Source organism: Streptomyces sp. CA-250714 (genome assembly GCF_050936705.1).
Classification (GTDB): Bacteria; Actinomycetota; Actinomycetes; order Streptomycetales; family Streptomycetaceae; genus Streptomyces.
The window spans coordinates 2835719-2858375 of sequence record NZ_JBNJMI010000002.1 but is presented as its reverse complement, the minus strand read 5'-3'; the positions used below and the strand labels follow the sequence as shown (position 1 = coordinate 2858375).

Sequence of the window (22657 nt, the reverse complement as noted above, 5' to 3'; positions counted from 1 at the left end):
TTTTTGCGCGGCTTCGCCGCGCGTGGCGGGGGCTTTGCCACCCGCACCCCCTTTGGCCGCGTGGGGGTGCGCGGCTCGTGCCCGCTTTGGCCGCGTGGGGGCTCTGTCCGTCGGGAGGGCGAGGACTGCGGCGGCGAGGGTTCGGCGGTTGTGCGACGAGCGTCGGCCCTCACCCTCGGCGGATCCGTACATGCGTGCTGTCATGGGGGGATGGGACGGGAGAGGGAGACGGATAGTTTGCCGGCGCGGTTGTTTCTGCTGGCGTGTGATGTCGGCAAGGAACAGCTCAAGTGGGGCGACGAGCTGGGCTACGCGATACGGGCGGGCACGCTGGCCGAGCTGGAGGCGCGGGGCTGCCTCAAGGACGACAAGGGCAAGGCCCGGCCGGCCGGAGGCCACCGCACGGGTGACCCCGTGCTCGACGGGGCGCTGCACAGCATCGCCGAGTATCCACGGGCCCGGCGCTGGCACACGCTGGTGCAGTGGAAGCGCCGGCAGACCTGTCTGGCGGTGGAGGAGCAGCTGACCGAGGCGGGGATCATCTCCGTGGAGAGCAGGACGCTGCGCCGTAAACACATCACCGTGCGTGACCGGAGTCTGCCGGGGCAGCTGCGGGCGGAGGCCGTCGCCACGCTGACCGGCACGGAGCCGGTGGCGCAGATCGACCCGGCGCGCGCCGCGCTGGCCTCGTTCGCGGCGCTGGCCCGGCTCTGTCCGGAGCTGGGCTGGCGGGTGCGGCACCGGAACCGGCACCGTCTCAAGGAGTTGACGGCACGCGCCGGGGTGGCCGGTCCCGCGTTGAAGAAGGCGCTGGATGTGCGGGGGGCGGGCGGCGACGGGGGCTGAATTCGCCGCTCGTGGCCCTTACCCTGCGAGACGGAGCCGGGAGCGCGGAACCACGGAGCACGCAGCCGGAAGGAGCGCCGCATGGTCCCGGACGAGGCGAGCGACACCGGCATCGACTGCGGCGGCGGGCCGGAGCCCCTTGGGCCCGACTCGCTGACGTGGCGGTACTTCGGGGACTGGCGCGGTGTGCTGCTGGCGCCGTGGGCGGGTGCGATGCAGAACATGCATCCGCAGCTCGGCGCGGGCGTCGCCGAGCACTCCCGGTTCTTCGAGGAGCGCTGGCAGCGGCTGTTCCGTTCGCTCTATCCGATCGGCGGCGTCGTCTACGACGGGCCCCGTGCCGCCGAGACGGCGCGCCAGGTGCGCGGATACCACCGCACCATCCAGGGCACCGACCGCGCGGGCCGTCCGTACCACGCGCTGGATCCCGACACGTTCTACTGGGCGCACGCCACCTTCTTCGTCCTCACCCTGCTGGTCGCCGACCGGCTCGGTCCCGGGCTGACGGAGGTGGAGAAGCGGCAGCTGTTCGACGAGCATGTGCGGTGGTGGCGGCTGTACGGGATGAGCATGCGTCCCGTACCGGCCGACTGGGAGGCGTTCCAGCGGTACTGGACGCACATGGCCGAGAACGTGCTGGAGGACAACCAGCCCACTCGTGACGTGCTCGATCTGACGCTGATCGCGAAGCCGCCCGCGCTGCGGCTGTTGCCGGACGTGGTGTGGCGGCTGGTGCGGGGCCCGCTGGGGCGCGCTTCCGTGTGGCTCACGGTCGGGCTCTTCCCGCCCGCCGTACGGCGCCGCCTCGGCTATACGTGGACCGTCCGCGACGAGCGTCGGCTGCGCAGGATCGGTCGGCTCGTCCACCGGGGCTGGCAGCTGGTCCCGCCCTCGCGCCGCTACCACCCGAGGGCGCGGGCGGGCTGGGAGCGCGAACGGGGCGTGCGGGACCGGGACGCGCCGGTGGTGGAGACGCCGGCCCGTAACCTGCCGCTGCCCGAGGAGCGCGACTGGCCACAGCACTACTCGCCCCGCGGGTAGGGGCGGCCCGACCGCGGCGGCCGGGCGTCACCCGGGTGCGACGGGCCGGGCGGCCAAGAGGGTGGCGAGGACGGCCGCTGATGCCGCCGCCGCGAGGGGGACGGTGTACGCCCACCCGGCGGAGCCCAGCGCTTCCGTGGCCCAGCCGCCGCTCGCCGATCCGGCGGCGATGCCGGCGAGCAGCGCGGTGACGGCCAGCGTCATGCCCTCGTTGAGCCGCCCGGCCGGGGTGAGCCGTTGGACGAGGGCCATGCCGGTGACCATCGTCGGGGCCGTCGCCATGCCCGCCACCAGCAGCGCCCCCGCCAGCAGCGGCAGCGGCGCCGTCAGCGAGACGAGCAGCGGCAGGGTCATCAAGGCGGCCATGGCAGCCACACATCCGGCCATCCGGCGCCGGTCGGAACGAGCGGGCGGCAGGGCGCCGAACGCGAGCCCGGCGAGGGCCGAACCAGCCGCCTGGCAGGCGAGGACGACACCGGCCGCCGCGCGGTGACCCGCCCCGTCCGCGTAGGCCAGGGTGACCACCTCCAGCGCGCCGAACACCGCCCCGGTGGCGAGGAAGACCAACAGCAGCGCGGGCATGCCGGGCCGCCGCAGCGGCGCGGGTCCGGCATGGCCACGCCGTGGGGCGGGCGGCGGTTCCGTCGAGCGCTGTGCGTGGAACAGCAGCGTTCCGGCCAGCAACAGCCCGCACCCGGCCAGCGTTCCGGCCTCCGGGAAGAGCGCGGTGCACAACAGGGTGGCGAGGACGGGGCCGAGCATGAAGCACAGTTCGTCCGCTGACTGTTCGAAGGAGTTGGCGGTGTGCCGGGCGGCCGCGTCGTCGCGGAGCAGATACGCCCAGCGGGCGCGCGCCATGCCGCCCGTGTTGGGGGTGGTCGCGGTGGCCGCGTAGGCGGCGAACAGTGTCCAGTCCGGCGCGTGCGTGCGTACGCACACCACGAGCGTGAGGGAGCCGAGCAGCGCGAGCAGGGTGGCGGGCAGCGCCGTACGTGCCTGCCCGTACCGGTCGACGAGGCGCGCCACCAGCGGTCCGGCCAGCGCGGTCGCCGCCAGCCCGGTCGCGGTGACGGCCCCGGCCAGCGCGTACGAGCCGCGCTCGCCCGCGATCATCAGCACGGCGCTGACGGTGAACATGCCCATGGGCAGCCGCGCGAGCAGGCTGCCGAGCGTGAAGCCGACGGTGCCGGGGCGGGCGAACAGCCGGACGTACGGGTTCCGGGGTCGGCGCTCACGGCGCTGCGGTGATGCGGGCGGTGCGGGCGGTGCCATGACGAGGGTGCTGCCGTGGAAGGCGTACCGAGGTCGGGCGGCGCTGACAGGGCGGTGGTAGACGGGCATGCCGGACAGCGTTGCCGCAGGTGGGAGGCGGGGTCCAACACCTGTTGGCGGCCCTTTCACACAGCTGTGTTGTAAATGGGGGAGCTTTCCCGTTGTGGAGCGGAGGGCCGCCCGCTTACCGTCTCCCGGTGTCCAACGATCTCTCCCCACGACTGCTGCGGGCCTTCGTGGCGGTCGCTGAGGAGCTGCACTTCACGCGTGCCGCCGCCCGGCTGTACGTGGCACAGCAGGCGCTGAGCCGGGACATCCGCTCGCTGGAGCGGGAGTTGGGGGCCGTGCTGTTCGTCCGCAGCACCCGGCAGGTGGCGCTCACCCCGGAGGGCGAGCGGCTGCTCCCGTACGCGCGGCGGGTGTTGGCGGCACACGGCGAACTGGCCGCCGCGTTCGGGCGGGGCGAAGCGGTGGGGGAGCGGCCGCTGGCCGTCGATGTGGCGGCACCCGTCTCCACCGGGCAGCGGGTGCTGGAGACGGCGCGGGAGACGGCGCCGGGCGTCGAGTTCGTCGCCCGTTACTACAGCGGTCTGACAGCGGCCGCCGCCGACATCCTCGCGGGCCGCCTGGACATCGCCTTCGGCCGCGCTGCCGGACTGCCGCGCGAGACGCTGGCGGGGCTGGAGCACCAGTTGGTGCGGTACGAGCGGGTTGCCGTACTGGTGCCGGAGCAGCACAGACTGGCGGGGCTGGGCGAGGTGCCGCTGGCGTGGCTGGGCGAGGCGCCCCCAGCCGGGATGGGCGAGGTGCCGTTGGCGGCGTTGGAGGGGGAGACGTTGTACGCCGGTGCCGGGAACCCGGGCACCGCCGAGTGGACCTCCTACGCCCGCGCCCTGTTCGAGGGGCGCGGCATCCAACTGGCGGCGCCCTTCCCGAAGATCGAGGGGGAGCGGGAGTTCGCCCGGGTGGTGCGGGGGAAGGGGTGGTCGGTGCTGGCGACCGAGGTCTTCATCGGCGTCGAGGGCATGGTGCTGCGCCTGCTGGCCGATCCGGTGCCGCTGTCGCCGGTCTCGATGGTGTGGCGCCGGGGCCTGCGGCACCCCGGCCTCACCGCGCTGCGGGAGGCCGCGCGGGAGTTGGGCGGGGCGGCCGGCTGGCTCACCCGCCCCGTCGGCAGCTGGCTGCCGGACGAGGACGAGGCGTTTCTCCCGGGCTCCTGACCTTCCGCGCCTCTGACCTGCCGGGCTCCTGGCCTTCCGTGGCCGGGACTCGCTGTGTTCGGCATCCCCGTACTCGGCATCCCGTGCTCGGACTCGCCGTCTCGGGAAGCCCCGTGCTCGGCATCCCATGCTCGGAATCGGCGTGCTCGGAATCCCCGTGCTCGTCGGGAAAGCGAGCCCTAGGCTGGTGTTCGAGCCGTAGCGGAAGGAAACGGGCTGCGGCGGGCCGAGGAAGGAGCGTGGTCGCGTGCGGATCCGAACCTGGCCGCCCGCCCGGAAGGTCCGGGAGTCCGGGCGGCGGTTCCGGAAGGAACGAGATGTCCCGCACGGACAAGACCAAGCCGCTGTGGGTGCGCCACGCGGAACACGCTCCTCGGCCGGTCCACGATCACCGTTTCGGGCCCTGTGATCTGCCGCCGCGCCCGACGCGGGTGCCGAGCGACACCCGCTGCCGCTGGGAGGACCCGGGTGTGCTGCTGCTCGGCCACACCTGCTGCGCGGGCTGCCACAGGCGCGGCTGCGTCAAGGAGCGGCAGGGCATGATCAGGGAGGAAAACCGCAAGGAGCGCTACGCGGGTCGGCGGGAGGCACGCCGCTCATCGCTCATGACCTGAAGCGGCATGGGCACCTGAACCGGCATGGCACCTGAAGCGACATGGATACCTGAACCGGCATGGCACCTGAAGCGGATGGCATCTGAAGCGGCATGGGCCCGTTGCCCCTTCGGCCAGGGGCGACGGGCCCGTCCGCGTGAGAGCCCTCCCGGAGGAGGGGCGCGTCAGGCGTTGGTGCCCGCGTCAACGGTGAAGGTGGAGCCCGTGGTGCCTGAGCCGTCGGGGCCGGCCAGGTGGGCAACGATGGCGGCGATGCCCTCGGGGGTGCCGTAGCGGCCGAGGGCGGTCAGGGCCCGCTGGGAGTCGGCCCGTGTGCCGCTGTCGGCGGGGTTCATATCCGTGTCCGTCGAGCCGGGCTGGACGAGGTTGGCGGTGATGCCGCGGGCACCCAGGTCGCGGGCCAGCCCTCGAGTGAGGCCGCTGAGCGCGGACTTGGAGGCGGCGTAGAGCGTGACGCCGGGGCCCGGGACGCGGTCGGCGAGGTTGCTGCCGATCGTCACGATGCGTCCGCCCTCCGTCATATGACCGGCCGCCGCCTGTGCGCCGAGCAGCGCGGCGCGCACATGGATCGCCAGAGTGCGGTCGATCTCCGCCACGGTGACGTCCTCCAGCGGGCCGTTGGGGAAGATGCCCGCGTTGTTGACGAGGATGTCGAAGCGGCCGAACTCCTGCGCCGTACGCTGCACCGCGTCCACCGGGTCGGCGGCCGACGCGCTGTCCGCCTTGATGGCCAGCGCCCGGCGGCCGGTGGCGCGGATGTCCTCGGCGACCTCCTTGGCGCGGCCCTCCGCGCTGACGTACGTGAGCGCGACGTCTGCGCCGTCGGCCGCGAGCCGCCGGGCGACGGCCGCGCCTATCCCCCTGCTCCCGCCGGTGACCAGCGCTGCCTTGCCGCTGAGCGGGAGTGTCGATGTCGACGTCATGCTGTCCTCGTTTCATACGGTGTGGAGCGCCCGCCATTTCTGTAGCGAGCACTCAATAATTAAGCCAGCGAGTATCCTCGGGCGTCAAGGGCTTTCAGTAGCGAGCGTTAAACAAAGGCCGACAGGGGCCAGCGGCAGGAAGGGGCCGACGATGGCGACACGCGGACGGCCACGCGCCTTCGACCGGGACGCCGCGCTCGAACAGGCGATGCGCGTCTTCTGGGAGCGCGGATACGAGGCGACCACGATGGCCGAACTCACCGCGGCCATGGGCATCAGACCGCCGAGCCTGTACGCCGCCTTCGGCTCCAAGGAAGACCTCTTCCGCGAGGCGGTGGAGCTGTACGGGCGGACCGACGGCACGGTCAGCCGCGTCGCGCTGACTGAGGCGCCCACGGCGCGCGAGGGGGTGCGCGAGGCGCTGCGCACCAACGTCGTCAACTACACCGATCCCGACAAGCCGCGCGGCTGCATGATCGTCCTTGCCGCGACCAACTGCACCCCGGAGAACGAGGGCGTCCGCGCCCTGCTCGCCGAGGACCGCCGGGCGACGGAGCGGATGTTCCGCGAGCGCGTGGACCGCGGGATCGCGGAGGGCGACGTACCGGCCGGCGCCGACAGTGGCGCCATGGCCGCCTTCTACGCGACCGTACTGTTCGGCCTCTCCGTCCAGGCGAAGGACGGCGTTCCGTGCCCCGAACTGCTCGCCGTCGTGGACGCTTCGATGGCCGCCTGGGACACCCTTACGGCGCCGGGACGGTAGCCGCCCGGCCGGGCCATGTGACGGGCCGCCGCCCCGGCCCTCCTGTGTGCCGGCCAGGGGGTGCCCCTGGCCGCCGTCCGCAGGCTGCGGGTCGTTTGTGGCTTGTGGGGGCACTCCCCCAGCCTTCGGCCGGGGGTACCCCCACCCGGCCGGAGTCCCCCAGCCTCCGGCCGGGAGGTGCCCCCAGGGGAGCCGTTCCCCGCGCCCCTTCGGGGGCGTTCAGCGTTGGTAGAGGCCGACGATGTTGCCGCTGGCGAGGGCCGCACCGTCCACAGCGCGGTGCACGTCCTCGGCGGAGGCGTTGTCGGGGATCTGCACCGGCTCGGGGAGGGCGTACAGCCGGAAGAAGTAGCGGTGGGCCTCGTCCCCGGCCGGTGGCATCGGGCCGCCCCAGCCGGACCCGCCGAAGCCGTTGGTGAGGGGGGTGCCGCCCCGGGGTGTCTCGCCGGCGCCCACGGAGCGCGCTTCCGGGTCGATCCCGGTGACCAGCCAGTGCACGAAGGTGCCCGACGGTGCGTCGGGGTCCTCGCACAGCAGGAGAAGTTCTCTGGTGCCGCCCGGTACGCCGGACCACTCCAGCGGAGGGGAGGTGTCGTCGCCGTCGCGGGTGTAGCGGCGCGGGATGATCGCGTGGTCGGTGAACGCGGAGCTGCTGAGTTCGATGCCTGCCATGCACTGACGGGTAACCCGGGCGCGGCCCCGGATACCGCGCCGTGGGCCAGGTAGCCGACGAAGAACCACCGGGCCGGGGGCCTGGCGGAAGGGGCTGGGTCTGTCCCCCAGGCGCAGGGGGTGCGCCCCGAAGGGGCGCGGGGAACTGCGCGCCCAGCCACTACGTTCCCGCAGCCTGCGCCGTCGGACAGGGTGTGGCGGCTGACCCATGTGCGCAGGCAGCGCCCCTCCGCGTGGATGCCGCGTCGCCAGATGGTGACCAGCCGCACCAGCAGCACCAGCCGCCGCACCGTCATGTACACCGCCACGCACATGAAGACCGGCGGAATGATCCAGAACATCGCGTCCATGTCAGCCACGTTGGCGACCCGGGCGCTGCGGTGGCCATGGCGTGGCGGCGTCTGTGACGGATTCGCAGCATGAGCGTTCACGAATGTGACGTTTGCTACGGTCGCCGCAGCAGCCCCGGTACATGCTGTCCGCTGCTGACAATCGGCACCACGAGCAGCGCCACCGCGCCACCCACCGCCAGCACCACCGAGGGCGAGGAACGGTCCAGCAGCGCGCCGCCCGCCAGCGCTCCGGTGGAGAGGGTGGCCTGGAACGAGGCGGTGAACAGGGTCGAGGACGCCTCCACGGCCTCCGGCGCCGCCTTGGCGAACAGGGTCTGGGAGCAGACCGGCACGGCTCCGTACCCCACCCCCCACACCACCAGCAGCACGAACGCACCCGGCTGCGAGGACCCGAGCACCGGCAGCAGCAGCGTCGCGACGGCAATCAGTGCCGCTCCCGCCGCGAACGTCCCGTACGGCCGACGGGCGGCGGCGGGACCGCCCACGAAGTTGCCGACCATCCCCGCGGCGCCGTAGGCCAGCAGCGCCACGGTGATCGCCCCGGGGTCCGCCCGGGTGACCTGCTCCAGGAAGGGCGTGACGTATGTGTACGCGCCGAAGTGCGCCAGCACGATCAGGAAGGTGACCAGCAGCGCGAACCGCGTACCGTTCCCGCCGAGTTGCCGGCCCAGCGTACGAAGCCGGGTGATCTGCTCCGGCGGGAGCGGCGGCACCACCGACAGCAGCGCCGCGAAGACCGCCAGCGACAGCACCCCCATCGCGGCGAACGCCGTCCGCCAGCCCGCCACCTCCCCCACGAACGTGCCCAGCGGCACCCCGAGCACCGAGCCGAGCGGTACCGCCGCGAAGATCACCGCTGTCGCCCGCCCCACCGAGGCCGCCGGAACCAGCCGTGGCGCCAGCCCGGCGCCGATCGACCAGAACCCGCCGATCGTGACGCCCACCATCGCCCGCGAGGCCAGGATCCAGCCGTAGTCGTCAGCCGTCGCGGCGACGACGTTGGCGAGCGCCAGCAGCAGCATGAACGCGCACAGCATCCGCCGCCGGTCCACGCGCCCCGTCGCCACCGTCACCAGCGGCGCGGAGAGGGCTGCCAGAAAGCCCGGCATCGTCATCATCAGCCCGGCCATCCCGTCCGAGACGGTGAAGTCCGCGCCGATCGACGTGAGCAGGCCGATGGGCAGGATCTCCGTTGTGACGAGGGAGAACAGGCCTGCCATCAGCGAGACCACGGCCAACCACGACTTCGCCGGCGAACGCTGCGCCGGGCGCTCCTTTGTGAACACTGTTTCCATGCCCACGAGTCCAGCAAGCGCGTGGCTCGGAGGCTGGCGGGATCGCGCCCTCAACAGGAGGCGTGGCCTCAGCTGGACGCGCGCCCTTCAGGACGCGGACCAGGACGTGTGGCCTCAGCCGTGGAAGCTCAGGTAGCGAGGCGGCACGGCGGCGGTGAGCCATACGCCGTTCTCGCTCCTGCGGAAGATGTGCCCCTGCTCGTGCATATGCGCCGCGGCGACCGTCAGCACGACGGCGCGGCCCCGGCGGGCTCCCACCCGGGTCGCCGTCTCGCGGTCCGGGGAGAGGTGGACGGCGTGCCGTGCCATGGGGCGCAGCCCCTCCGCGCGGATCGCCGCGAGGAAGCGGGGCACGGTGCCATGGAAGAGCACGGGTGGGGGCGCCAGCTCGGGGAGGTCCAACTCGACCGCGACGGTGTGCCCTTGGTTGGCGCGGATACGGGTGCCGTCGGCGGAGAGGGCGTAGCGCTGCTTGTCATTGGTGGCCACCACCTCTTCGAGCTCGGCCCGCGTGAGGGGGAACCCGTGCGCCGCGGCGGCGGCCAGCAGCTCGTCGATGTCGGCCCAGCCCTGCGCGTCGAGGGTGAGCCCGATGCGCGCGGGATCATGACGCAGGTGGCGCGCCAGGTACTTGGAAATGCGGACGTTCCGCTTCTCGTTCATAGGGGACGAGTTCTCGTTCATATGCGACGAGGATGGCGCGTACGGCCCATCGATCGCATCGGGTTATCGACCGGAGCGGCCGCCCTGGCGGGGCGTACGCGTGGCGATCTTCCGTAGGATTCCCGCCACGCTGCACTCGGGCAGCCGAGACCGCCACGACGACCTGACTGCTCGGAGCTCCCATGCCGGACGACGCCTACTCACCGATCCCCGAACTGAACCTCCTCAAGGAGTTCGACGACCGCTGCGAAGAGTCCTACGCACCCTGGGCGTGGCTGGACGACTTCCGTGAACTCCCGTTCCTGCGCGACACCCCGGAGCTGATGCGGGGCCTGATCGGGTTCGCGTCCGCCAATCTCAGCGGCTCGCTGTACGCCCTCTGGAAGCGCGACGACCGCGACGACCTCGCCACCCTGCCGGTCGTGCTGCTCGGGGACGAGGGCGGCCTGCACCTGGTCGCCCGCGATCTGCGGGAGTTCTTCCGGCTGTTGGCGGGGCTCGAAGCCGGCCTCGCCTGCGACTGGGACGACGTCTACGAGCGGGACGAGGAGGAGCTTCCCGGGCGCGCCGACTACCACGCCTGGCTGGTGGACAACTTCGGGCTGACCCCGCCCGAGGACGCCTGGGACATCATCGAAGCGGCCGAGGAGGAGCTCGGCAAGGAGTGGGCCGAGTGGATCCATCCGCTGCTGCCGGACGCCGTCTTCTCCCCCGTACACGAGCTGAACCTCCTCAAGCGGTTCCAGGACAGCACCGAAGGCAGCTACGCGGGCGGCTTCTCGCTGCTCTCCGCCGAGGACCGCGAGGACTGGGACGGCGACCCCGGCCTGCTGCCCTTCGCGGACGCCAACGAGGACTACGACACCTACGCCCTGATGCCGCACGACGAGCGGGCCGACAGCGCCGGCCAACCAGTCGTGGTGGTCGGTGACGACGACGAACACCATGTGGTCGCCCGGAACATACGCGAGTTCCTCGGCGCCCTCGACGGCCTCGAGATCCATGTGACCGACGACGGTGTCGCCCTCCGCGACTGCGAGCCGAATCCCGCCCACGCCGAGTACCTCGACTGGCTGGACGAGCACTTCGGACTCGCCCCGGCGCGGGACGCCGCCGCCGTCATCCGGGCGGCGGAGCGGGCGTACCCGGGCCGGACACCTGTTTCCTGACGTCTCAGGGGGTGCCCCTGCGCGATGTCCGTCGGCTGCGGGTGAGCTGTGGCTGGGCGCGCAGTTCCCCGCGCCCCTTTCGGGGCGCGGGGTGACGTGTGGTGCCCAGGTGCCACAGGAGGGTGAGGGCGGTGACGCCGGCGGCCACCGGTCCCAGTTCGGCCGGGGCAAGCCCGAACCACTCCTGCGCCAGTCCGCCGAGGCCGCCGCCCAGGGCGATCCCGACGTAGAGCGCGGAGGAGTTGAGCCCGAGCAGGACCGGTGCTGCGGCGGGGTTGAGGGCGATGAGCCGGTGCTGCTGGGGGACGACGATGACGCCGACGGTCACACCCCAGACCACCGCCCAGACCAGGGCGGGAGCGAGGGCGCGGGTTGCCAGTGGAGTCAGTGCCAGGGCGAGCGCGGCGCAGGCGAGGGTGCCGGTGAGGACGCGGGCGGAGTCGTGACGGTCGACCAGGCGGCCGGCGGCGATGTTCCCCGCCAGGGTGCCGACCCCCCAGGCCAGCAGGATCAGGATCAGCAGCGACTCGTTGCCGCCAGTGGCATCCCGTAGAGCCGGGGCGATGTACGTGTAGAGGGTGTAGGCACCCAGAAAGGCCAGTGAAGTGACCGCCAGCAGAGCCCCTATGTGGCCCTGCGTGAGTGGACGCAGCCGGTCGGGCAGCGAGGCGGCGGGGAGCGTCACCTTCGTGAGCCCGACGGCGATGCCTATGGCCGCCAACAGGCCGATCCCGGCGACAGCCCACAGGGTGAGGTGCCAGTCGGCGCGGCCGATCAGCGTACCGAGCGGCAGCCCCAGCGCGGTCGCCAACGTCAGGCCACCCAGCACGAACGCCAGGGCCCGGCCACGGCGTTCCGGCGGAGCGATGGCCGCCGCCGTACTGGAGGCAGCGGAGTTGATGGTGCCCGCTCCCACGGCGGTAGCGATGCGGGCGGCCATCACCACCTCGTAGCTGGTGCCCAACGCGGTGACGGCGTTGCCGATCACGAACACCCCCAACGCGATCAGCAGCGCCGACCGCCGGTCCAGGCCGCTGGTGACCGCCCCCATCACCGGCGCCGACAACGCCATCGTCAAGGCGAAGACCGTCACCAACTGGCCGGCTGCCGGCGTGGACACCTCCAGATCGGCGGCGATGGAGGGGAGCAGCCCCGCGATGACATAGCTGTCGGTGCCGACGGCGAACGTCGCCAAAGCCAGCGGGAGTAGGCGTTTCAGCATGGATCGTGCCGCCTTTCCGGAGCACCGCGGAGGTGGGTGATCGGCACTGTAGAGCGATGCATGGATGCTTGTCCATGTATCAATGGGTGAGTAGACTTCGGCCTCGGTACGGACGGAGGAAGCGATGCGCGAGGTGTCCCAGCCGGCGACCGAGGCGATCCGGATGGTGGAGGTGCTGCGTGCGCTGGCCGATCCGGTACGGCTGGAAATCGTCCAACGGCTCGCCGTAACCGGTGAGGAGAGCTGCAACGCCATCGGCGGCGACCTGGACGTTCACCAGACGACGCTCTCCCACCACTACCGGGTCCTCCGCGAGGCAGGCGTCACCTGGACCACCATCCAGGGCCGCTCCCGGCTGGTCCGGCTGCGCCGCGACGACCTGGACGCACTCTTCCCCGGCCTGCTCGACTCCGTACTGAACGGAGCCCGCCACCCGCACCCACCCGCCGACAGCTGACGTCCGCGGCTCGCCGGGTAAGGTCCCGGCGAGCCGATCGGAGCCGGGGCAGCTTGAGCCGGGGGGCAGCTTGAACAGCGCAATCAGCCAAATCGTGATCGCGGTCCTGGGTATCGGCGGCACGCTCGCAGCCGCCGTGATCACCCAGCGCGGCGCCGACCGCGCCAGAGCCCGCGAGCTGGAGCACGCCAGGCAACTCCAGCAAGACGAACGCGAATACGCCACCCGCCAGGCCCAGCTCGAGGCACGGCGCACGTGCTACGCCACTCTCAGCGCCGGTACCCGGGACTTGGCCAACGTGATGAGCAAGTTCCTCCACGCCCTGGAGAGGCGCGAGGTGACCGACGAACTGCGATCAGATCTGGACCGAGCACGCCGTGAGCACCGCATGCGTCACGCCGAAGCCCAGATGGTGCTGCCCGACAGCGTGGCGGAGGCGGCCAGCACGGCGAACCGCCATCTCGGCGGCCTTTATGGCCTGTTGATGCGTCTAGACGGTGGCACCGCCCAGCAGGGAGAGAACCTGGCAGCCGCCCGGGAGAGCATGGACAAGCTGTGGGACCCCCTGTGGAGAATGCGCCACCTCATGCGCGTCGACCTCGGCGTCACCGACCAGGACCCGTAGAGCGGCCAACCACGACAACGCCTCAGCCGGAAGCCAAAGCATCCCGGACGCGCCGCGCCATGTCCGCGGCTTCCTCCGGCCGGACGTCCAGCACCCCGTTCTCGGTCATAAGGGCGTGGAACTGCTGCCGTTCGTACGGCACACCTGGCGGCAGCGCCGCGATGTGCCAGTGCAGGTGGGCGTTGCCCTGCTGGCTGCCGAGCGAGTACAGGTACGTCCGCTCGGCCCCGCACACCCGCTCGCCCCGCCAGCGCCACGTCGCGTACGACGCGCATCAGCCGGAAGTACGCCGCCTCGCCCAGATCCCGCACCACATGCTCCACGTGTGCCCTGTCGAGGAACGCTACGTGGTCGTCGTTCTCGTAGACCGTCTCGTGCCGGTAGTCCGGGGCCCCGGCCAGAAAGGCACACACGAAGCACGGCCCGCTGCGGGCGCGGGCCGTGTACGTCTCCAGATCCATGGCGCGCCTGCGCAGGGACCCGGCGAGCGGGTCAGGACCGCGCTGCGGCGTACGCCGTGAACGACGCCCAGGCGGCGGGGGAGAGGGTGAGGGTGGGGCCGGTGGGCACCTTCGAGTCCCGGACGTGGATTTGGGCGTCGGTGCAGGTGGCCACTTCGAGGCAGGCGCCTCCCTGGTCGCCGCTGTAGCTGGACTTGAACCACGCCAGGTCTTCTGTGCCGGGGGTGGGCTGTACGTTCGTCATGCCTCTCCTAGCAGTCGATCCAGCAGGCTCCGCGACTCTTCGATGTTGAGAGCCTGGGTCCGCAGCATTGCATACTGCCGTGAGAGAATGCTGACCTCATGCGCCTCGGAGACGAGCATGCTGCCGCGCTGTGTCTCCATGTAGCCCAGGCTCTCGTTGTCCGGGGTCTCCAGAACAATGAAGGGTCCGTTGAGCCCTGCATGGGTTTCGCGTCCGAGCGGCATGATTTGGATCGACAGCCCGGGTAGATCGGCATCCTGCCGAAGGCGCCTCAGTTGCTCCCGCCGCACCAGGTCGCCACCGAGGCGGTCCAGCAGTACGGCCTCGGAGATGACGAAGCTCGCGGACGGCGGGCACCTGCGCTGGAGGATGTCCTGTCGATCGAGGCGACCGGCGACCTGGACTTCCAGTTCGTCTACGTCCAGCGGCGGCTCCTTGCTGCGGAAGACCGCGCGGGCGTACTCCTCGGTCTGCAACAGGCCGGGCAGTACCTGGTTCTCGAACCAGTCGATGGCGACGGCCTCCTGCTCGCGGTCGATGAATTCCTCAGCCCAGAGCGGGTACTTGTCCATCTCCGGGAGGTGTTCGACGGCGACGGCCAACGTGCCCTTGGTGTCGAGTACTTCGTCCAACCGCGCAGCGAGATCGCTCTTCAAGGGGCGGCGGCCCTGTTCGATGGAGGCGATGGTTTCCTCGTCGAGGCACATACGTTCGGCGAGGGCTTGCTGAGTGAGGCCCGCGCTGCGGCGATAGTTGGCCAACATTTGGCCGACCATCCTCATCGCGGACGCGTTCTTCTTACGCTTCTTCGGAGGCATAGCCATGTCTCTCCCCCAACCGGCATGTGGCTGACCGGCATTGAGGCCGTACAACTCATCCGTACGGCCCGGAACGGTGTTGAGCGTAACCAGAGGGCGCGACGGTTCTCATATGAACCGCGAAACTCAGCTGCCTCATTTCCGGGAGCACTTCTACCGTCGCGAGCGGCGTTCAATTCCCCGCGCGCGGGCGTTCGTCCGGGCAGCGCTCGGCGACTGGGGTGCGGCGGCACGCTGCGACGACGTACTGCTCTGCGTCAGCGAGATGACGACGAACGCACTGCTGCACGGGGTGCCGCCGGGGCGTGGATTCCGGGTGATGCTTTGGCTGGAGCATGACGGAGTGTTGCGAATTGAGGTGCACGACAGCGGAGAGGGAACGCCACGTATGTCGTGCGCCGACGACGACGCGGAATGCGGCCGGGGGCTACTGCTCATCGAAATGCTGGCGGACAAATGGGGGGTGGGGGAACGGAGCCCCGGAAAGGTGGTGTGGGCGGAATTCGCGGGGTGCTGTGCCCGGTTGAGGCAGGCCGGTACGCTGCACGGTCCGACGGGAACGGGGGCAGCGTGACGGTGACGGCGAACACCGACAGGCACTGGTGGCAGCGGAACCGGCGTGGGGTGGCGTCGGCGATGCTGGTAGCCGGGCTGCTTCTGCTGCTCGGCCACCCGCTGGGCAGCCATTACGCGGAGACCACCCATCTGGTTGTCCTGCGCAGGGTTTTCGACGGCCCCGTTCCGCACGTCGCCGCAGCAGCCGCACTGCTCATTGCCGGGGCGACGCTGCGCCCGCTCCGGCCTCTCCTGCGAATACCTGTTGTGATCTTCGGTGTGCTCGCCCTGCTGGGCTGTCTCGCGCTCAGTGCTCTCGTTCTGGGCTGGGACAGCGACGGCTGGGCGGAAGGGGAGACGGTCGAGGCGCCGGGCGGAGCCGACCGTCGGGCTGTGTCGTGGCGAGGATCGTCAGCAATCGACCCGGTCTTCCAGGTCACAGTCATCCACGGCACAGGACTCGGCGCCCGGGAGTGGGAGGCGGCCTGCTTCAACGGCGACGACCCGAGGCGCGAATTGAAGCGGATCACCTGGGCCACCCCGTCGCGTCTGCTCCTCACGGACGCGGGCGGCCATCAGCACGTGATGCAGCTGGATGCTCGCACTGGCAGGCCCGATGCCACGCTCTCCGTCGGATGCTGACCCGGACACGTTCAGGGGCACGCGGGCGTGAACCAGGGGGCCTCGACGGGTTCTCCCTCTTCTTCGAATTCTTCGAGGAGGCTTCCGATCTGTGCCGTGAGGTACTCGACGGCACCACCGTCCCATTCGTGGAAGGCGATGTCCCGCCGCAGCCACCTCACCACCTGCCAGGCGTCCGGCTCGCCCTCCGTACGCCAGCACAGAGCACCGCCGTTGTTGTCGAATCCCCAGACCAGCAGCCCCGAGGGTTCGGGGTACAGGGGGAGCCGGAACCTTCCCGGGTGCTCCTCCCGAAAGGACCTCCACTGCGCCGTCAGTTCCTGGTTGTGTATACGGAGCCGCCCCGGGGAGCAGGTGTCGAACTCGTCGCAGAACTGACCTTCGCCGTAGAGCCGCACCAACTCCTTGAATTCGGCGGGCAGTGAAAGGCCGAGGGCGGCTTCGGTTTCCGTCCAGTCGACGTCCGCGCGTACGGGTGCGGTGGGGGGAGGCACCAGGGAAGTCAACTTCTCAATGCTCACCAGGTGATCCTGACACGGGCCCTGGCTTTGCCGCCTCGGCGTGCGGAATCCGCTTTCGGCGCCGTGTGGAACCGGAGCCTGCCGCCTCCGCGTAGAGCCGTTGGCAGGGGCGGGCGCTCGGCGGCGCCCGGGTGGCCGGCATTCGCAGTGCCGGTGGGAATGCGATGGGGAACTGTGGGGTGGGGCACTGTTGGGACATGGAGTACTCGCTGCCCCGGCGGACGTATCGGACCTCGGTTTACGACAGCACTCGGTGGGACCGGTTTGGGCCGCGGTCGGATGACATCGTCATCAGTACGCCGCCGAAGAGCGGTACGACGTGGGTGCAACGCATTACGGGGTGCCTGGTGTTCGGGAGTGCGGCGCTGCCCGGGCCGTTGCGGAAGGTGTCGCCGTGGCTGGAGGCCCGGCACGTCGATGTGGACACCGTTCTGGTGGAGTTGGAGGCGCAGGAGCACCGGCGGTTTCTCAAGACTCATCTGCCCGCGGACGGGCTGCCGCCGTTGCCGTGCACGGTGTCGTATCTGGTGGTCTTCCGGGATCTGCGGGATGTCGCGCTGTCCTTCTACCACCACATGGCCACGACGGGGGTGCACGGGCCGCTGCCGGAGGATCCGCGCGTCTTCTGGCGGGCGTTCTTCTCCGGGGAGCCGATGGGCCGGGACGGCGGTCTCGGTCTGGAGCGGTTCACCGGGCATCTGAGGTCCTGGTGGCCGCTGCGGCACGACCCCGGTGTGCTGCTGCTCCACTACCAGAACCTGTTGGACGACTTGCCGGGCGAGATGCGTCGGGTGGCCGCCCATCTGGGCACGGACATCCCGGAGCAGCTCTGGCCCGAACTCGTCGCGGCCTGCCGCTTCGAAACCATGCGGGCCGAAAGCGAGCTCGTCTCACCCACTCTCGGGCCGGGCCCGCAGGAGGCGTGGTTCTTCCATCGCGGCACCAGCGGGCAGTGGCGGGAGACGGTGGGTGGGGAGGACCTGGAGCTGTACGACCGCGCAGTGGCCGGGGCCCTTCCCTCCGATCTGCGCCACTGGCTGGAGCATGCTGGTCCGCTTGACTGACCGGTCGGTATGTAGCGTGGCCTACGCCGGGCGGGGCGGAGGTCCGGCGTCCAGGTGCACGGCGGCGATGTATGCGCCGTCGGGAGCGGCTTGGAGCCGGAGGCCGGGCGGGAGAGGGTCGGGCAGCGCGGCCCGGATCTCGTCGGCGGGGTGGCCGAACAGGTCGAGGTCGCCGAGTACGACGGGCTGCGCGGCGGGGCGCCACTCGGCGGTCAGGGCGAGGGCCGCAAGGCCGGCCGCGTCCGCGTACCCGCCGTAGCGGTCCCGGGTGTCGCCGTGCGCCTCCAGAAGCACCCCCTCGTACCGGGCGCTGAAGGCCCACCCCGCCCCGCAGGCCCAGCCCTCCCGTACGTCGGCGAGCGTGGCGACGGCCCACTGGGCGGCACGCTCGTCCATGCCGAACCGCAGCGTGCCCGCGCGGCCGGGCAGCCGCAGGCCGACGCCGGGCAGTACCTCGAACATGCGGCAATTCTCGTTGGAAGCCGCTCCGCGTTCTGCCGTACGGTCACCGGCCATGCCGAACATGTCGAAGCCGAAGTGTCTGCTGTTCGTCGCGCTGGCCGGGAGCGGTCACGTCAATCCGACGTTGCCGCTGGTGGAGGAGCTGGTGCGGCGTGGGCACCGGGTGGAGTACGCGACCGGGGCCGAGCACGCCGCCGCGGTCACCGGAGCGGGAGCGCGCTGGCTGGAACTGCCCGCGCTTGAGCCGTTCACGCCGCCGTCGTACATCGGTCCGGAGGTCATGGGCGCCTGGCTGCGCCACTACTTCGCGGCGATGACGAAGACGTATCCCGTGCTGCGGGACCGATGCACGGCCGCCGAGCCGCCGGACGCGGTCTGCTTCGACACCACCAACTGGCCCGCGCGCGTGGTGGCCGAGGATCTGGGCATCCCGGCGGTACGGCTCGTCCCGCACTTCGCCTCGAACGAGAAGTTCTCGCTGGACGATCACTTGGCGGGCGCCCTGGGGGCGGATCACCCGGCGATGGAAGCCCTCACGGCCGACCGCGAGCGGTTCTCCCGTACGTACGGCGTGTCCGCCGACCGCGCCGACCCGCTGACCGAACCGGCCACCGAGCTCAACCTGGTCTTCGTACCGCGCGCGTTCCAGCCGTACGGCGACACCTTCGACGCCCGCCACCACTTCGTCGGCCCCTCGATGGGCGCCCGGGAGCGGACCGAGCAGTGGCAGCCGCGGGACCCGGAGGCCCCGCTGGTCTACATCTCGCTGGGGTCCGTCGCGACGGGCAGCCCCGACTTCTACCGCCGCTGCGTCGACGCCTTCGCCGACAGCCCGTGGCAGGTGGCGATGACGGTGGGCGACACGGATCCCGCCGCGCTGGGCCCGCTGCCGCCCACCGTCGAAGCCCGGCGGTCCTTCCCGCAGCTCGCCGTACTGCGGCAGGCCTCCGCGTTCGTCTCCCACGCGGGCATGAACTCCGTACTGGAATCCCTCCACTTCGGCGTCGGCCTGGTCACCCTGCCCCACACCCCGGAACAGTCCCTCAACGCCGACCGCGTCGTAGACCTGCGCCTGGGCACCCGCCTGGACCGCGAGACGGTCACCCCCTCCGCTCTGCTGGAGGCGGTCGACCACGTGGCTGTGGACCCCGAGACGCGCGCCGGTTTGCGCACCATGCGCGACACCCTCCGTACCGCAGGTGGAGCCCCACGCGCCGCCACCCTGATCGAGAGCCACCTGGTCTGACGCTTCCGTAGAACTGACCATCCGTAGAATCACCCGTCGATCACGAGCAGTTGATCAGCGAGAAGCGACTGGTGGGGGCGGATTCCATGGCAGGCGGCGGCGGTTACCGGGACGGCTACGGTGGCGGTCAGCGCAGGCTCAGACCGTCGCGGCCGAATCAGGCGGCGCAGTTGGTCTTCCACCCGTCGTGGATACCGGAGCCGGTCGATCCGTTGGCCGAGGGACTCAAGCGGATACGGGTCGTTGCCGGCATGGTGACGGCGGTCGGCGTGTACACGTTCGTGGCGGGCGGATTCTCGCTGACGGAGGCGCTGGAGAATGTGGTGACGGCGTCCCTCGTGCTGCTGGTCATCACGCCGCTGACCGTCGGGGTGCTGCTGCTGGTGTGGCGTCGCCGGGGGCCGATCCGGCCGCTGCGGCGCCCGCTGCTGCGATCGTCGGGACTGCTGCTGCTCTTCGTGGCGAGCGTCGTCGGTACGTTCTCGCTGATGACACTGGCGCCGCAGACGGGGCTGTTCCTGCTGGTGCTGGGGCCGGTCGCGTGCTGGCTCCTGGCGTTCGTCGGGTGCGCGGCGGTACGGCTGAACGCCAACTTCTTCGGGACGGCGGCGGTACACCGGTGCCTGCCGCCGGTGCTGGCGTCGGTGACCTCCTGGCTCACTGCCATCCCCGACCTGGTCACCGGCGACCTGCACGGACTGGGGCTGACGATGGGGGTCGTCTTCATCCTCGGCGCGCCACTGACGGTGACCGCACTGAGCGTCCTGGAGACCCACCGACTGCGCCGGCACCACGGCGTCACCCTGCGCGCCCACCCGCTGGCTCTCGCTCGCTGAGACCCGACCCATGCGCGCAGCGCCCGTCGGGGGACCTCCGCGAAGCGGAATCGCGTACGGTTGACGGCTGCCCTAAGGAACGCAGAAGGGGGCCGCCGCGTTGAACGCGCAGCACAGAGCGGAGCCAGAGACCATCCGTGACCGCGAGATCGACGCGGAGCAACAGCACCTCGAACGGGTGTACCGGAGGCTGGAGGAGAAGATCCACGAGGCCGAGTTCCTCATGGACGACGCCTCCAAGCGGGCCCAGGTCGGCACCCCGGGTGCCCTCGCCGAGCGTGACGCGCAGGTGTTCCGGGCCGGGATCCATCTCAATCGGCTCAACAGCGAGTTCGAGGACTTCCTCTTCGGCCGGATCGATCTGCTGGAGGGCAAGACCGGCGAGCGCGGTCCCGACGGCGCCTACACCTCCGTGGAGCCCGCCGACGGGGCCGTCCGTGAAGAGGACGGCGAGCAGCGTGCCGATGTCGCCGAGACGCTGCACATCGGGCGGCTCGGCGTGCTGGACGCCGACTACTCGCCGCTGGTCATCGACTGGCGGGCCCCCGCCGCCGCGCCCTTCTACCGCTCCACCCCCGTGGCCCCCGGCCGTGTCGTACGCCGCCGGGTCATCCGCAGCAAGGGCCGCAGGGTGACCAGCGTCGAGGACGATCTGCTGCGCCCCGAGCTGAAGGCCCGGCTGGACGGGGAAGAGCTGGCCGTGGTCGGCGACGGCGCGCTGATGGCCGCGCTCGGTCAGGCCCGCAGCCACACCATGCGGGACATCGTCGCCTCCATCCAGGCCGAGCAGGACGAGGTCATCCGTGCTCCCGCCGCCTCCGTCACCGAGGTCGAGGGCGGCCCGGGCACCGGCAAGACGGCCGTGGCCCTGCACCGCGCCGCCTATCTTCTCTACCAGGACCGGCGCCGCTACGCGGGCGGCATCCTGATCGTCTCGCCGACCCCGCTGCTCGTCTCGTACACGGAAGGCGTGCTGCCGTCCCTCGGCGAGGAGGGCCAGGTCGCCATCCGGGCGCTCGGCTCGCTGGCAGAGGAGACGACGGGTGCCGAGGCGACGACGTACGACGAGCAGAGCGTCGCCCGCGTCAAGGGCTCGGCGCGCATGGTGAAGGTGCTGCGCAAGGCCGCCCGCGGGGCCCTGGACCTGGGGCTGCGTACGCCGGTACCGCAACTGCTGCGGGTCGTCGCCTTCGGCGGCCGTGTCGAGCTGGCGGCCGACGAGCTGGCCGCCGTACGCCAGCAGGTCCTCGGCGGGACGGCGCCGGTCAACCTGATGCGCCCCCGCGCCCGGAAACTGCTGCTGGACGCGCTGTGGGAGAAGTCCGGGGCGCGGCGCCGGTACGAGGACCCGGAGTTGGCCGCCGAGGCACGGCAGGGCTTCGACGAGGACATCGCGGGCGAGGACGAGTTCGTCGCCTTCCTCGACGCCTGGTTGCCCGAGCTCAGCCCGCGCCAGGTGCTGGGCGCCATGACGGACGAGGGGAAGCTGGCCCGCTGGTCGCGGCGCGTCCTGCGGCCCGGCGAAGCGCGCACGCTGGCGCGATCCCTCGCCGCGCGCCTCACCCCGCAGGGCGAGGGCCCGCTGTCGGTGCACGACATCGCGCTGCTGGACGAGCTGCGCACCCTGCTGGGCGCACCGGCCCGCCCCAAGACGCGGGAGGTCGATCCACTGGACCAGCTCACCGGGCTGGAGGAGCTGACCACCGCCGCCGACCGGGAGGGCTGGGGCCGGCGGGAGCGGGCCGCCGAGCGGCAGGCGCGAGAGCGTACCGAGTACGCGCACGTCATCGTCGACGAGGCGCAGGACCTCACGCCCATGCAGTGGCGCATGGTCGGCCGGCGCGGCCGGCACGCCACCTGGACCGTCGTCGGCGACCCGGCCCAGTCCTCCTGGACCGACCCTGACGAGGCCGCGGCGGCGCGCGACGAGGCACTGGGCAAACGCCCCAGGCGCCGCTTCGAACTGACCGTCAACTACCGCAACCCCGCCGAGCTCGCCGTCCTCGCCGACCGGGTGCTGGCGCTGGCCATGCCCGGCGTCGCGCCGCCCCGCGCCGTACGCTCCACCGGCATCGACCCGGGCTTCACCGTCGCGGGCGGCGATCTGGGGGCCTCGGTGCGGGAGACGGCCGAGCGGCTGCTGGCCGAGGTCGAGGGCACCGTGGGGGTGGTGGTCGCCATGCGGCGCCGGGACGAGGTGCGGGAGTGGCTCGCGGGGCTGGGGGAGCGGGTGGTCGCGCTCGGCAGCCTGGAGGCCAAGGGGCTGGAGTACGACGCCGCGCTCGTCGTCTCGCCCGCGGAGATCGCGGACGAGTCCCCGGCTGGGCTGCGCGTGCTGTACGTCGCCCTCACCAGGGCGACGCAGCGCCTGGAGGTGCTGAGTGCCCCGGCGGACCTGCCGGACCCGGAGGGGGTGCCCGATCTGCTGCGGGACTGAGCGCCGACGGGTGGTTCCGTGTGCGCCGGGCGGCGGTTCCGTGAGCGCTCACCAGCGGTTCTGTGAGCGGGAATCGCAAGCAGGGGTGGTTTGTTAGCCTGGGTGTGGCACCGGCCCGATCCATGCCCCCGGGCCCAACCATTGGCGCTTCGAGCGCCCACTTGCCGCGAGGCGAGCTGGCGGGTCGGTGTCACCAATACGGATACGAGAGGGCTCCCGCCGGCGTCGGCGGGAGC

26 protein-coding genes are annotated in these 22657 nt (G+C 71.4%); 15 read left to right on the top strand and 11 right to left on the bottom strand.

Going from position 1 to position 22657, the window contains the following annotated elements:
* Positions 1-237: 237 nt before the first annotated feature.
* A complete protein-coding gene (locus ACQEU8_RS31715) occupies positions 238-846 on the top strand; it encodes a GOLPH3/VPS74 family protein (protein ID WP_433107190.1) in 609 nt (202 codons plus the stop codon).
* Between the two features lie 81 nt (positions 847-927).
* On the top strand, positions 928-1887 hold the full coding sequence (locus ACQEU8_RS31710) for an oxygenase MpaB family protein (protein WP_433107188.1): 960 nt from the start codon (positions 928-930) through the stop codon (positions 1885-1887).
* A gap of 27 nt (positions 1888-1914) precedes the next feature.
* On the opposite strand, the gene ACQEU8_RS31705 is transcribed toward ACQEU8_RS31710, so the two are convergent.
* The gene (locus ACQEU8_RS31705; protein WP_433107186.1) at positions 1915-3228 is read right to left on the bottom strand and encodes an MFS transporter; all 1314 of its coding nucleotides are present in this window, start codon (positions 3226-3228) and stop codon (positions 1915-1917) included.
* Positions 3229-3356: 128 nt separating this feature from the next.
* Between ACQEU8_RS31705 and ACQEU8_RS31700 the strand changes: the two genes are divergently transcribed.
* Positions 3357-4379: a LysR family transcriptional regulator gene (locus ACQEU8_RS31700; protein ID WP_433107184.1), complete on the top strand. Its 1023-nt coding sequence runs from the start codon at positions 3357-3359 to the stop codon at positions 4377-4379.
* Positions 4380-4696: 317 nt separating this feature from the next.
* Positions 4697-4993 carry a hypothetical protein gene (locus ACQEU8_RS31695; protein WP_433107182.1) on the top strand — a complete coding sequence of 99 codons (297 nt, stop codon included), beginning with the start codon at positions 4697-4699 and terminating at the stop codon, positions 4991-4993.
* A gap of 164 nt (positions 4994-5157) precedes the next feature.
* Here the strand turns inward: ACQEU8_RS31695 and ACQEU8_RS31690 are convergent, their stop codons facing one another.
* Positions 5158-5916, bottom strand: coding sequence for an SDR family oxidoreductase (locus tag ACQEU8_RS31690; RefSeq protein WP_433107180.1), 759 nt, complete (start codon positions 5914-5916; stop codon positions 5158-5160).
* A gap of 151 nt (positions 5917-6067) precedes the next feature.
* Here ACQEU8_RS31690 and ACQEU8_RS31685 point away from each other — a divergent pair, with 151 nt between their 5' ends.
* Complete coding sequence (locus tag ACQEU8_RS31685; protein ID WP_433107178.1) at positions 6068-6679, top strand: TetR/AcrR family transcriptional regulator; 612 nt, start codon at positions 6068-6070, stop codon at positions 6677-6679.
* Positions 6680-6898: 219 nt separating this feature from the next.
* Here the strand turns inward: ACQEU8_RS31685 and ACQEU8_RS31680 are convergent, their stop codons facing one another.
* Positions 6899-7351: a YbhB/YbcL family Raf kinase inhibitor-like protein gene (locus ACQEU8_RS31680; RefSeq protein ID WP_433107176.1), complete on the bottom strand. Its 453-nt coding sequence runs from the start codon at positions 7349-7351 to the stop codon at positions 6899-6901.
* Positions 7352-7588: 237 nt separating this feature from the next.
* On the opposite strand from ACQEU8_RS31680, the gene ACQEU8_RS31675 reads away from it, so the two are divergent.
* Positions 7589-7774, top strand: a complete 186-nt coding sequence (locus ACQEU8_RS31675; RefSeq protein WP_433107174.1) for a hypothetical protein — start codon at positions 7589-7591, stop codon at positions 7772-7774.
* Between the two features lie 22 nt (positions 7775-7796).
* On the opposite strand, the gene ACQEU8_RS31670 is transcribed toward ACQEU8_RS31675, so the two are convergent.
* Complete coding sequence (locus tag ACQEU8_RS31670; RefSeq protein ID WP_433107172.1) at positions 7797-8999, bottom strand: MFS transporter; 1203 nt, start codon at positions 8997-8999, stop codon at positions 7797-7799.
* 114 nt (positions 9000-9113) lie between these two features.
* The gene (locus tag ACQEU8_RS31665) at positions 9114-9662 is read right to left on the bottom strand and encodes an RNA 2'-phosphotransferase (protein ID WP_433108866.1); all 549 of its coding nucleotides are present in this window, start codon (positions 9660-9662) and stop codon (positions 9114-9116) included.
* 182 nt (positions 9663-9844) lie between these two features.
* Between ACQEU8_RS31665 and ACQEU8_RS31660 the strand changes: the two genes are divergently transcribed.
* Positions 9845-10831: a hypothetical protein gene (locus ACQEU8_RS31660; protein WP_433107170.1), complete on the top strand. Its 987-nt coding sequence runs from the start codon at positions 9845-9847 to the stop codon at positions 10829-10831.
* A 4-nt stretch (positions 10832-10835) separates the two neighbouring features.
* Here the strand turns inward: ACQEU8_RS31660 and ACQEU8_RS31655 are convergent, their stop codons facing one another.
* Positions 10836-12053: an MFS transporter gene (locus ACQEU8_RS31655; RefSeq protein ID WP_433107168.1), complete on the bottom strand. Its 1218-nt coding sequence runs from the start codon at positions 12051-12053 to the stop codon at positions 10836-10838.
* Between the two features lie 124 nt (positions 12054-12177).
* On the opposite strand from ACQEU8_RS31655, the gene ACQEU8_RS31650 reads away from it, so the two are divergent.
* Complete coding sequence (locus ACQEU8_RS31650) at positions 12178-12510, top strand: ArsR/SmtB family transcription factor (protein WP_433107166.1); 333 nt, start codon at positions 12178-12180, stop codon at positions 12508-12510.
* 70 nt (positions 12511-12580) lie between these two features.
* Positions 12581-13135: a hypothetical protein gene (locus tag ACQEU8_RS31645; RefSeq protein WP_433107164.1), complete on the top strand. Its 555-nt coding sequence runs from the start codon at positions 12581-12583 to the stop codon at positions 13133-13135.
* A 22-nt stretch (positions 13136-13157) separates the two neighbouring features.
* Here the strand turns inward: ACQEU8_RS31645 and ACQEU8_RS31640 are convergent, their stop codons facing one another.
* The 3 genes from ACQEU8_RS31640 to ACQEU8_RS31630 all read right to left on the bottom strand — a co-directional run bounded on the left by ACQEU8_RS31640 (position 13158) and on the right by ACQEU8_RS31630 (position 14658).
* The gene (locus ACQEU8_RS31640; protein ID WP_433107162.1) at positions 13158-13370 is read right to left on the bottom strand and encodes a hypothetical protein; all 213 of its coding nucleotides are present in this window, start codon (positions 13368-13370) and stop codon (positions 13158-13160) included.
* A 257-nt stretch (positions 13371-13627) separates the two neighbouring features.
* Positions 13628-13840 (bottom strand): DUF397 domain-containing protein, encoded by a 213-nt coding sequence (locus tag ACQEU8_RS31635; protein ID WP_433107160.1) that lies wholly within the window; start codon positions 13838-13840, stop codon positions 13628-13630.
* Positions 13837-14658, bottom strand: coding sequence for a helix-turn-helix domain-containing protein (locus ACQEU8_RS31630; protein WP_433107158.1), 822 nt, complete (start codon positions 14656-14658; stop codon positions 13837-13839). Before ACQEU8_RS31630 ends, ACQEU8_RS31635 begins: the two co-directional genes overlap by 4 nt.
* Before the next feature lie 112 nt (positions 14659-14770).
* Between ACQEU8_RS31630 and ACQEU8_RS31625 the strand changes: the two genes are divergently transcribed.
* Both ACQEU8_RS31625 and ACQEU8_RS31620 read left to right on the top strand, forming a co-directional pair.
* Positions 14771-15232 carry an ATP-binding protein gene (locus ACQEU8_RS31625; RefSeq protein WP_433107156.1) on the top strand — a complete coding sequence of 154 codons (462 nt, stop codon included), beginning with the start codon at positions 14771-14773 and terminating at the stop codon, positions 15230-15232.
* Positions 15229-15855, top strand: a complete 627-nt coding sequence (locus ACQEU8_RS31620) for a hypothetical protein (RefSeq protein ID WP_433107154.1) — start codon at positions 15229-15231, stop codon at positions 15853-15855. Before ACQEU8_RS31625 ends, ACQEU8_RS31620 begins: the two co-directional genes overlap by 4 nt.
* 11 nt (positions 15856-15866) lie before the next feature.
* On the opposite strand, the gene ACQEU8_RS31615 is transcribed toward ACQEU8_RS31620, so the two are convergent.
* Complete coding sequence (locus ACQEU8_RS31615) at positions 15867-16376, bottom strand: SMI1/KNR4 family protein (RefSeq protein WP_433107152.1); 510 nt, start codon at positions 16374-16376, stop codon at positions 15867-15869.
* 164 nt (positions 16377-16540) lie between these two features.
* Here ACQEU8_RS31615 and ACQEU8_RS31610 point away from each other — a divergent pair, with 164 nt between their 5' ends.
* Complete coding sequence (locus ACQEU8_RS31610) at positions 16541-17440, top strand: sulfotransferase domain-containing protein (RefSeq protein WP_433107150.1); 900 nt, start codon at positions 16541-16543, stop codon at positions 17438-17440.
* A 21-nt stretch (positions 17441-17461) separates the two neighbouring features.
* On the opposite strand, the gene ACQEU8_RS31605 is transcribed toward ACQEU8_RS31610, so the two are convergent.
* Positions 17462-17902, bottom strand: a complete 441-nt coding sequence (locus tag ACQEU8_RS31605) for a hypothetical protein (protein WP_433107148.1) — start codon at positions 17900-17902, stop codon at positions 17462-17464.
* A 52-nt stretch (positions 17903-17954) separates the two neighbouring features.
* On the opposite strand from ACQEU8_RS31605, the gene ACQEU8_RS31600 reads away from it, so the two are divergent.
* The 3 genes from ACQEU8_RS31600 to ACQEU8_RS31590 all read left to right on the top strand — a co-directional run bounded on the left by ACQEU8_RS31600 (position 17955) and on the right by ACQEU8_RS31590 (position 22421).
* Positions 17955-19148, top strand: coding sequence for a macrolide family glycosyltransferase (locus ACQEU8_RS31600; RefSeq protein ID WP_433107146.1), 1194 nt, complete (start codon positions 17955-17957; stop codon positions 19146-19148).
* Positions 19149-19219: 71 nt separating this feature from the next.
* Positions 19220-19984 (top strand): hypothetical protein, encoded by a 765-nt coding sequence (locus ACQEU8_RS31595; protein WP_433107143.1) that lies wholly within the window; start codon positions 19220-19222, stop codon positions 19982-19984.
* A gap of 100 nt (positions 19985-20084) precedes the next feature.
* Complete coding sequence (locus ACQEU8_RS31590) at positions 20085-22421, top strand: HelD family protein (RefSeq protein ID WP_433107141.1); 2337 nt, start codon at positions 20085-20087, stop codon at positions 22419-22421.
* Positions 22422-22657 lie beyond the last annotated feature (236 nt).

Coding starts and splice junctions, on each gene's coding strand:
- ACQEU8_RS31710 (WP_433107188.1), top strand. CDS start 928: ATGGTCCCGGACGAGGCGAGCGACACCGGCATCGACTGCGGCGGCGGG.
- ACQEU8_RS31705 (WP_433107186.1), bottom strand. CDS start 3,228: ATGCCCGTCTACCACCGCCCTGTCAGCGCCGCCCGACCTCGGTACGCC.
- ACQEU8_RS31695 (WP_433107182.1), top strand. CDS start 4,697: ATGTCCCGCACGGACAAGACCAAGCCGCTGTGGGTGCGCCACGCGGAA.
- ACQEU8_RS31690 (WP_433107180.1), bottom strand. CDS start 5,916: ATGACGTCGACATCGACACTCCCGCTCAGCGGCAAGGCAGCGCTGGTC.
- ACQEU8_RS31685 (WP_433107178.1), top strand. CDS start 6,068: ATGGCGACACGCGGACGGCCACGCGCCTTCGACCGGGACGCCGCGCTC.
- ACQEU8_RS31680 (WP_433107176.1), bottom strand. CDS start 7,351: ATGGCAGGCATCGAACTCAGCAGCTCCGCGTTCACCGACCACGCGATC.
- ACQEU8_RS31675 (WP_433107174.1), top strand. CDS start 7,589: ATGCCGCGTCGCCAGATGGTGACCAGCCGCACCAGCAGCACCAGCCGC.
- ACQEU8_RS31670 (WP_433107172.1), bottom strand. CDS start 8,999: ATGGAAACAGTGTTCACAAAGGAGCGCCCGGCGCAGCGTTCGCCGGCG.
- ACQEU8_RS31665 (WP_433108866.1), bottom strand. CDS start 9,662: ATGAACGAGAAGCGGAACGTCCGCATTTCCAAGTACCTGGCGCGCCAC.
- ACQEU8_RS31660 (WP_433107170.1), top strand. CDS start 9,845: ATGCCGGACGACGCCTACTCACCGATCCCCGAACTGAACCTCCTCAAG.
- ACQEU8_RS31655 (WP_433107168.1), bottom strand. CDS start 12,053: ATGCTGAAACGCCTACTCCCGCTGGCTTTGGCGACGTTCGCCGTCGGC.
- ACQEU8_RS31650 (WP_433107166.1), top strand. CDS start 12,178: ATGCGCGAGGTGTCCCAGCCGGCGACCGAGGCGATCCGGATGGTGGAG.
- ACQEU8_RS31635 (WP_433107160.1), bottom strand. CDS start 13,840: ATGACGAACGTACAGCCCACCCCCGGCACAGAAGACCTGGCGTGGTTC.
- ACQEU8_RS31630 (WP_433107158.1), bottom strand. CDS start 14,658: ATGCCTCCGAAGAAGCGTAAGAAGAACGCGTCCGCGATGAGGATGGTC.
- ACQEU8_RS31625 (WP_433107156.1), top strand. CDS start 14,771: ATGAACCGCGAAACTCAGCTGCCTCATTTCCGGGAGCACTTCTACCGT.
- ACQEU8_RS31610 (WP_433107150.1), top strand. CDS start 16,541: ATGGGGAACTGTGGGGTGGGGCACTGTTGGGACATGGAGTACTCGCTG.
- ACQEU8_RS31605 (WP_433107148.1), bottom strand. CDS start 17,902: ATGTTCGAGGTACTGCCCGGCGTCGGCCTGCGGCTGCCCGGCCGCGCG.
- ACQEU8_RS31600 (WP_433107146.1), top strand. CDS start 17,955: ATGCCGAACATGTCGAAGCCGAAGTGTCTGCTGTTCGTCGCGCTGGCC.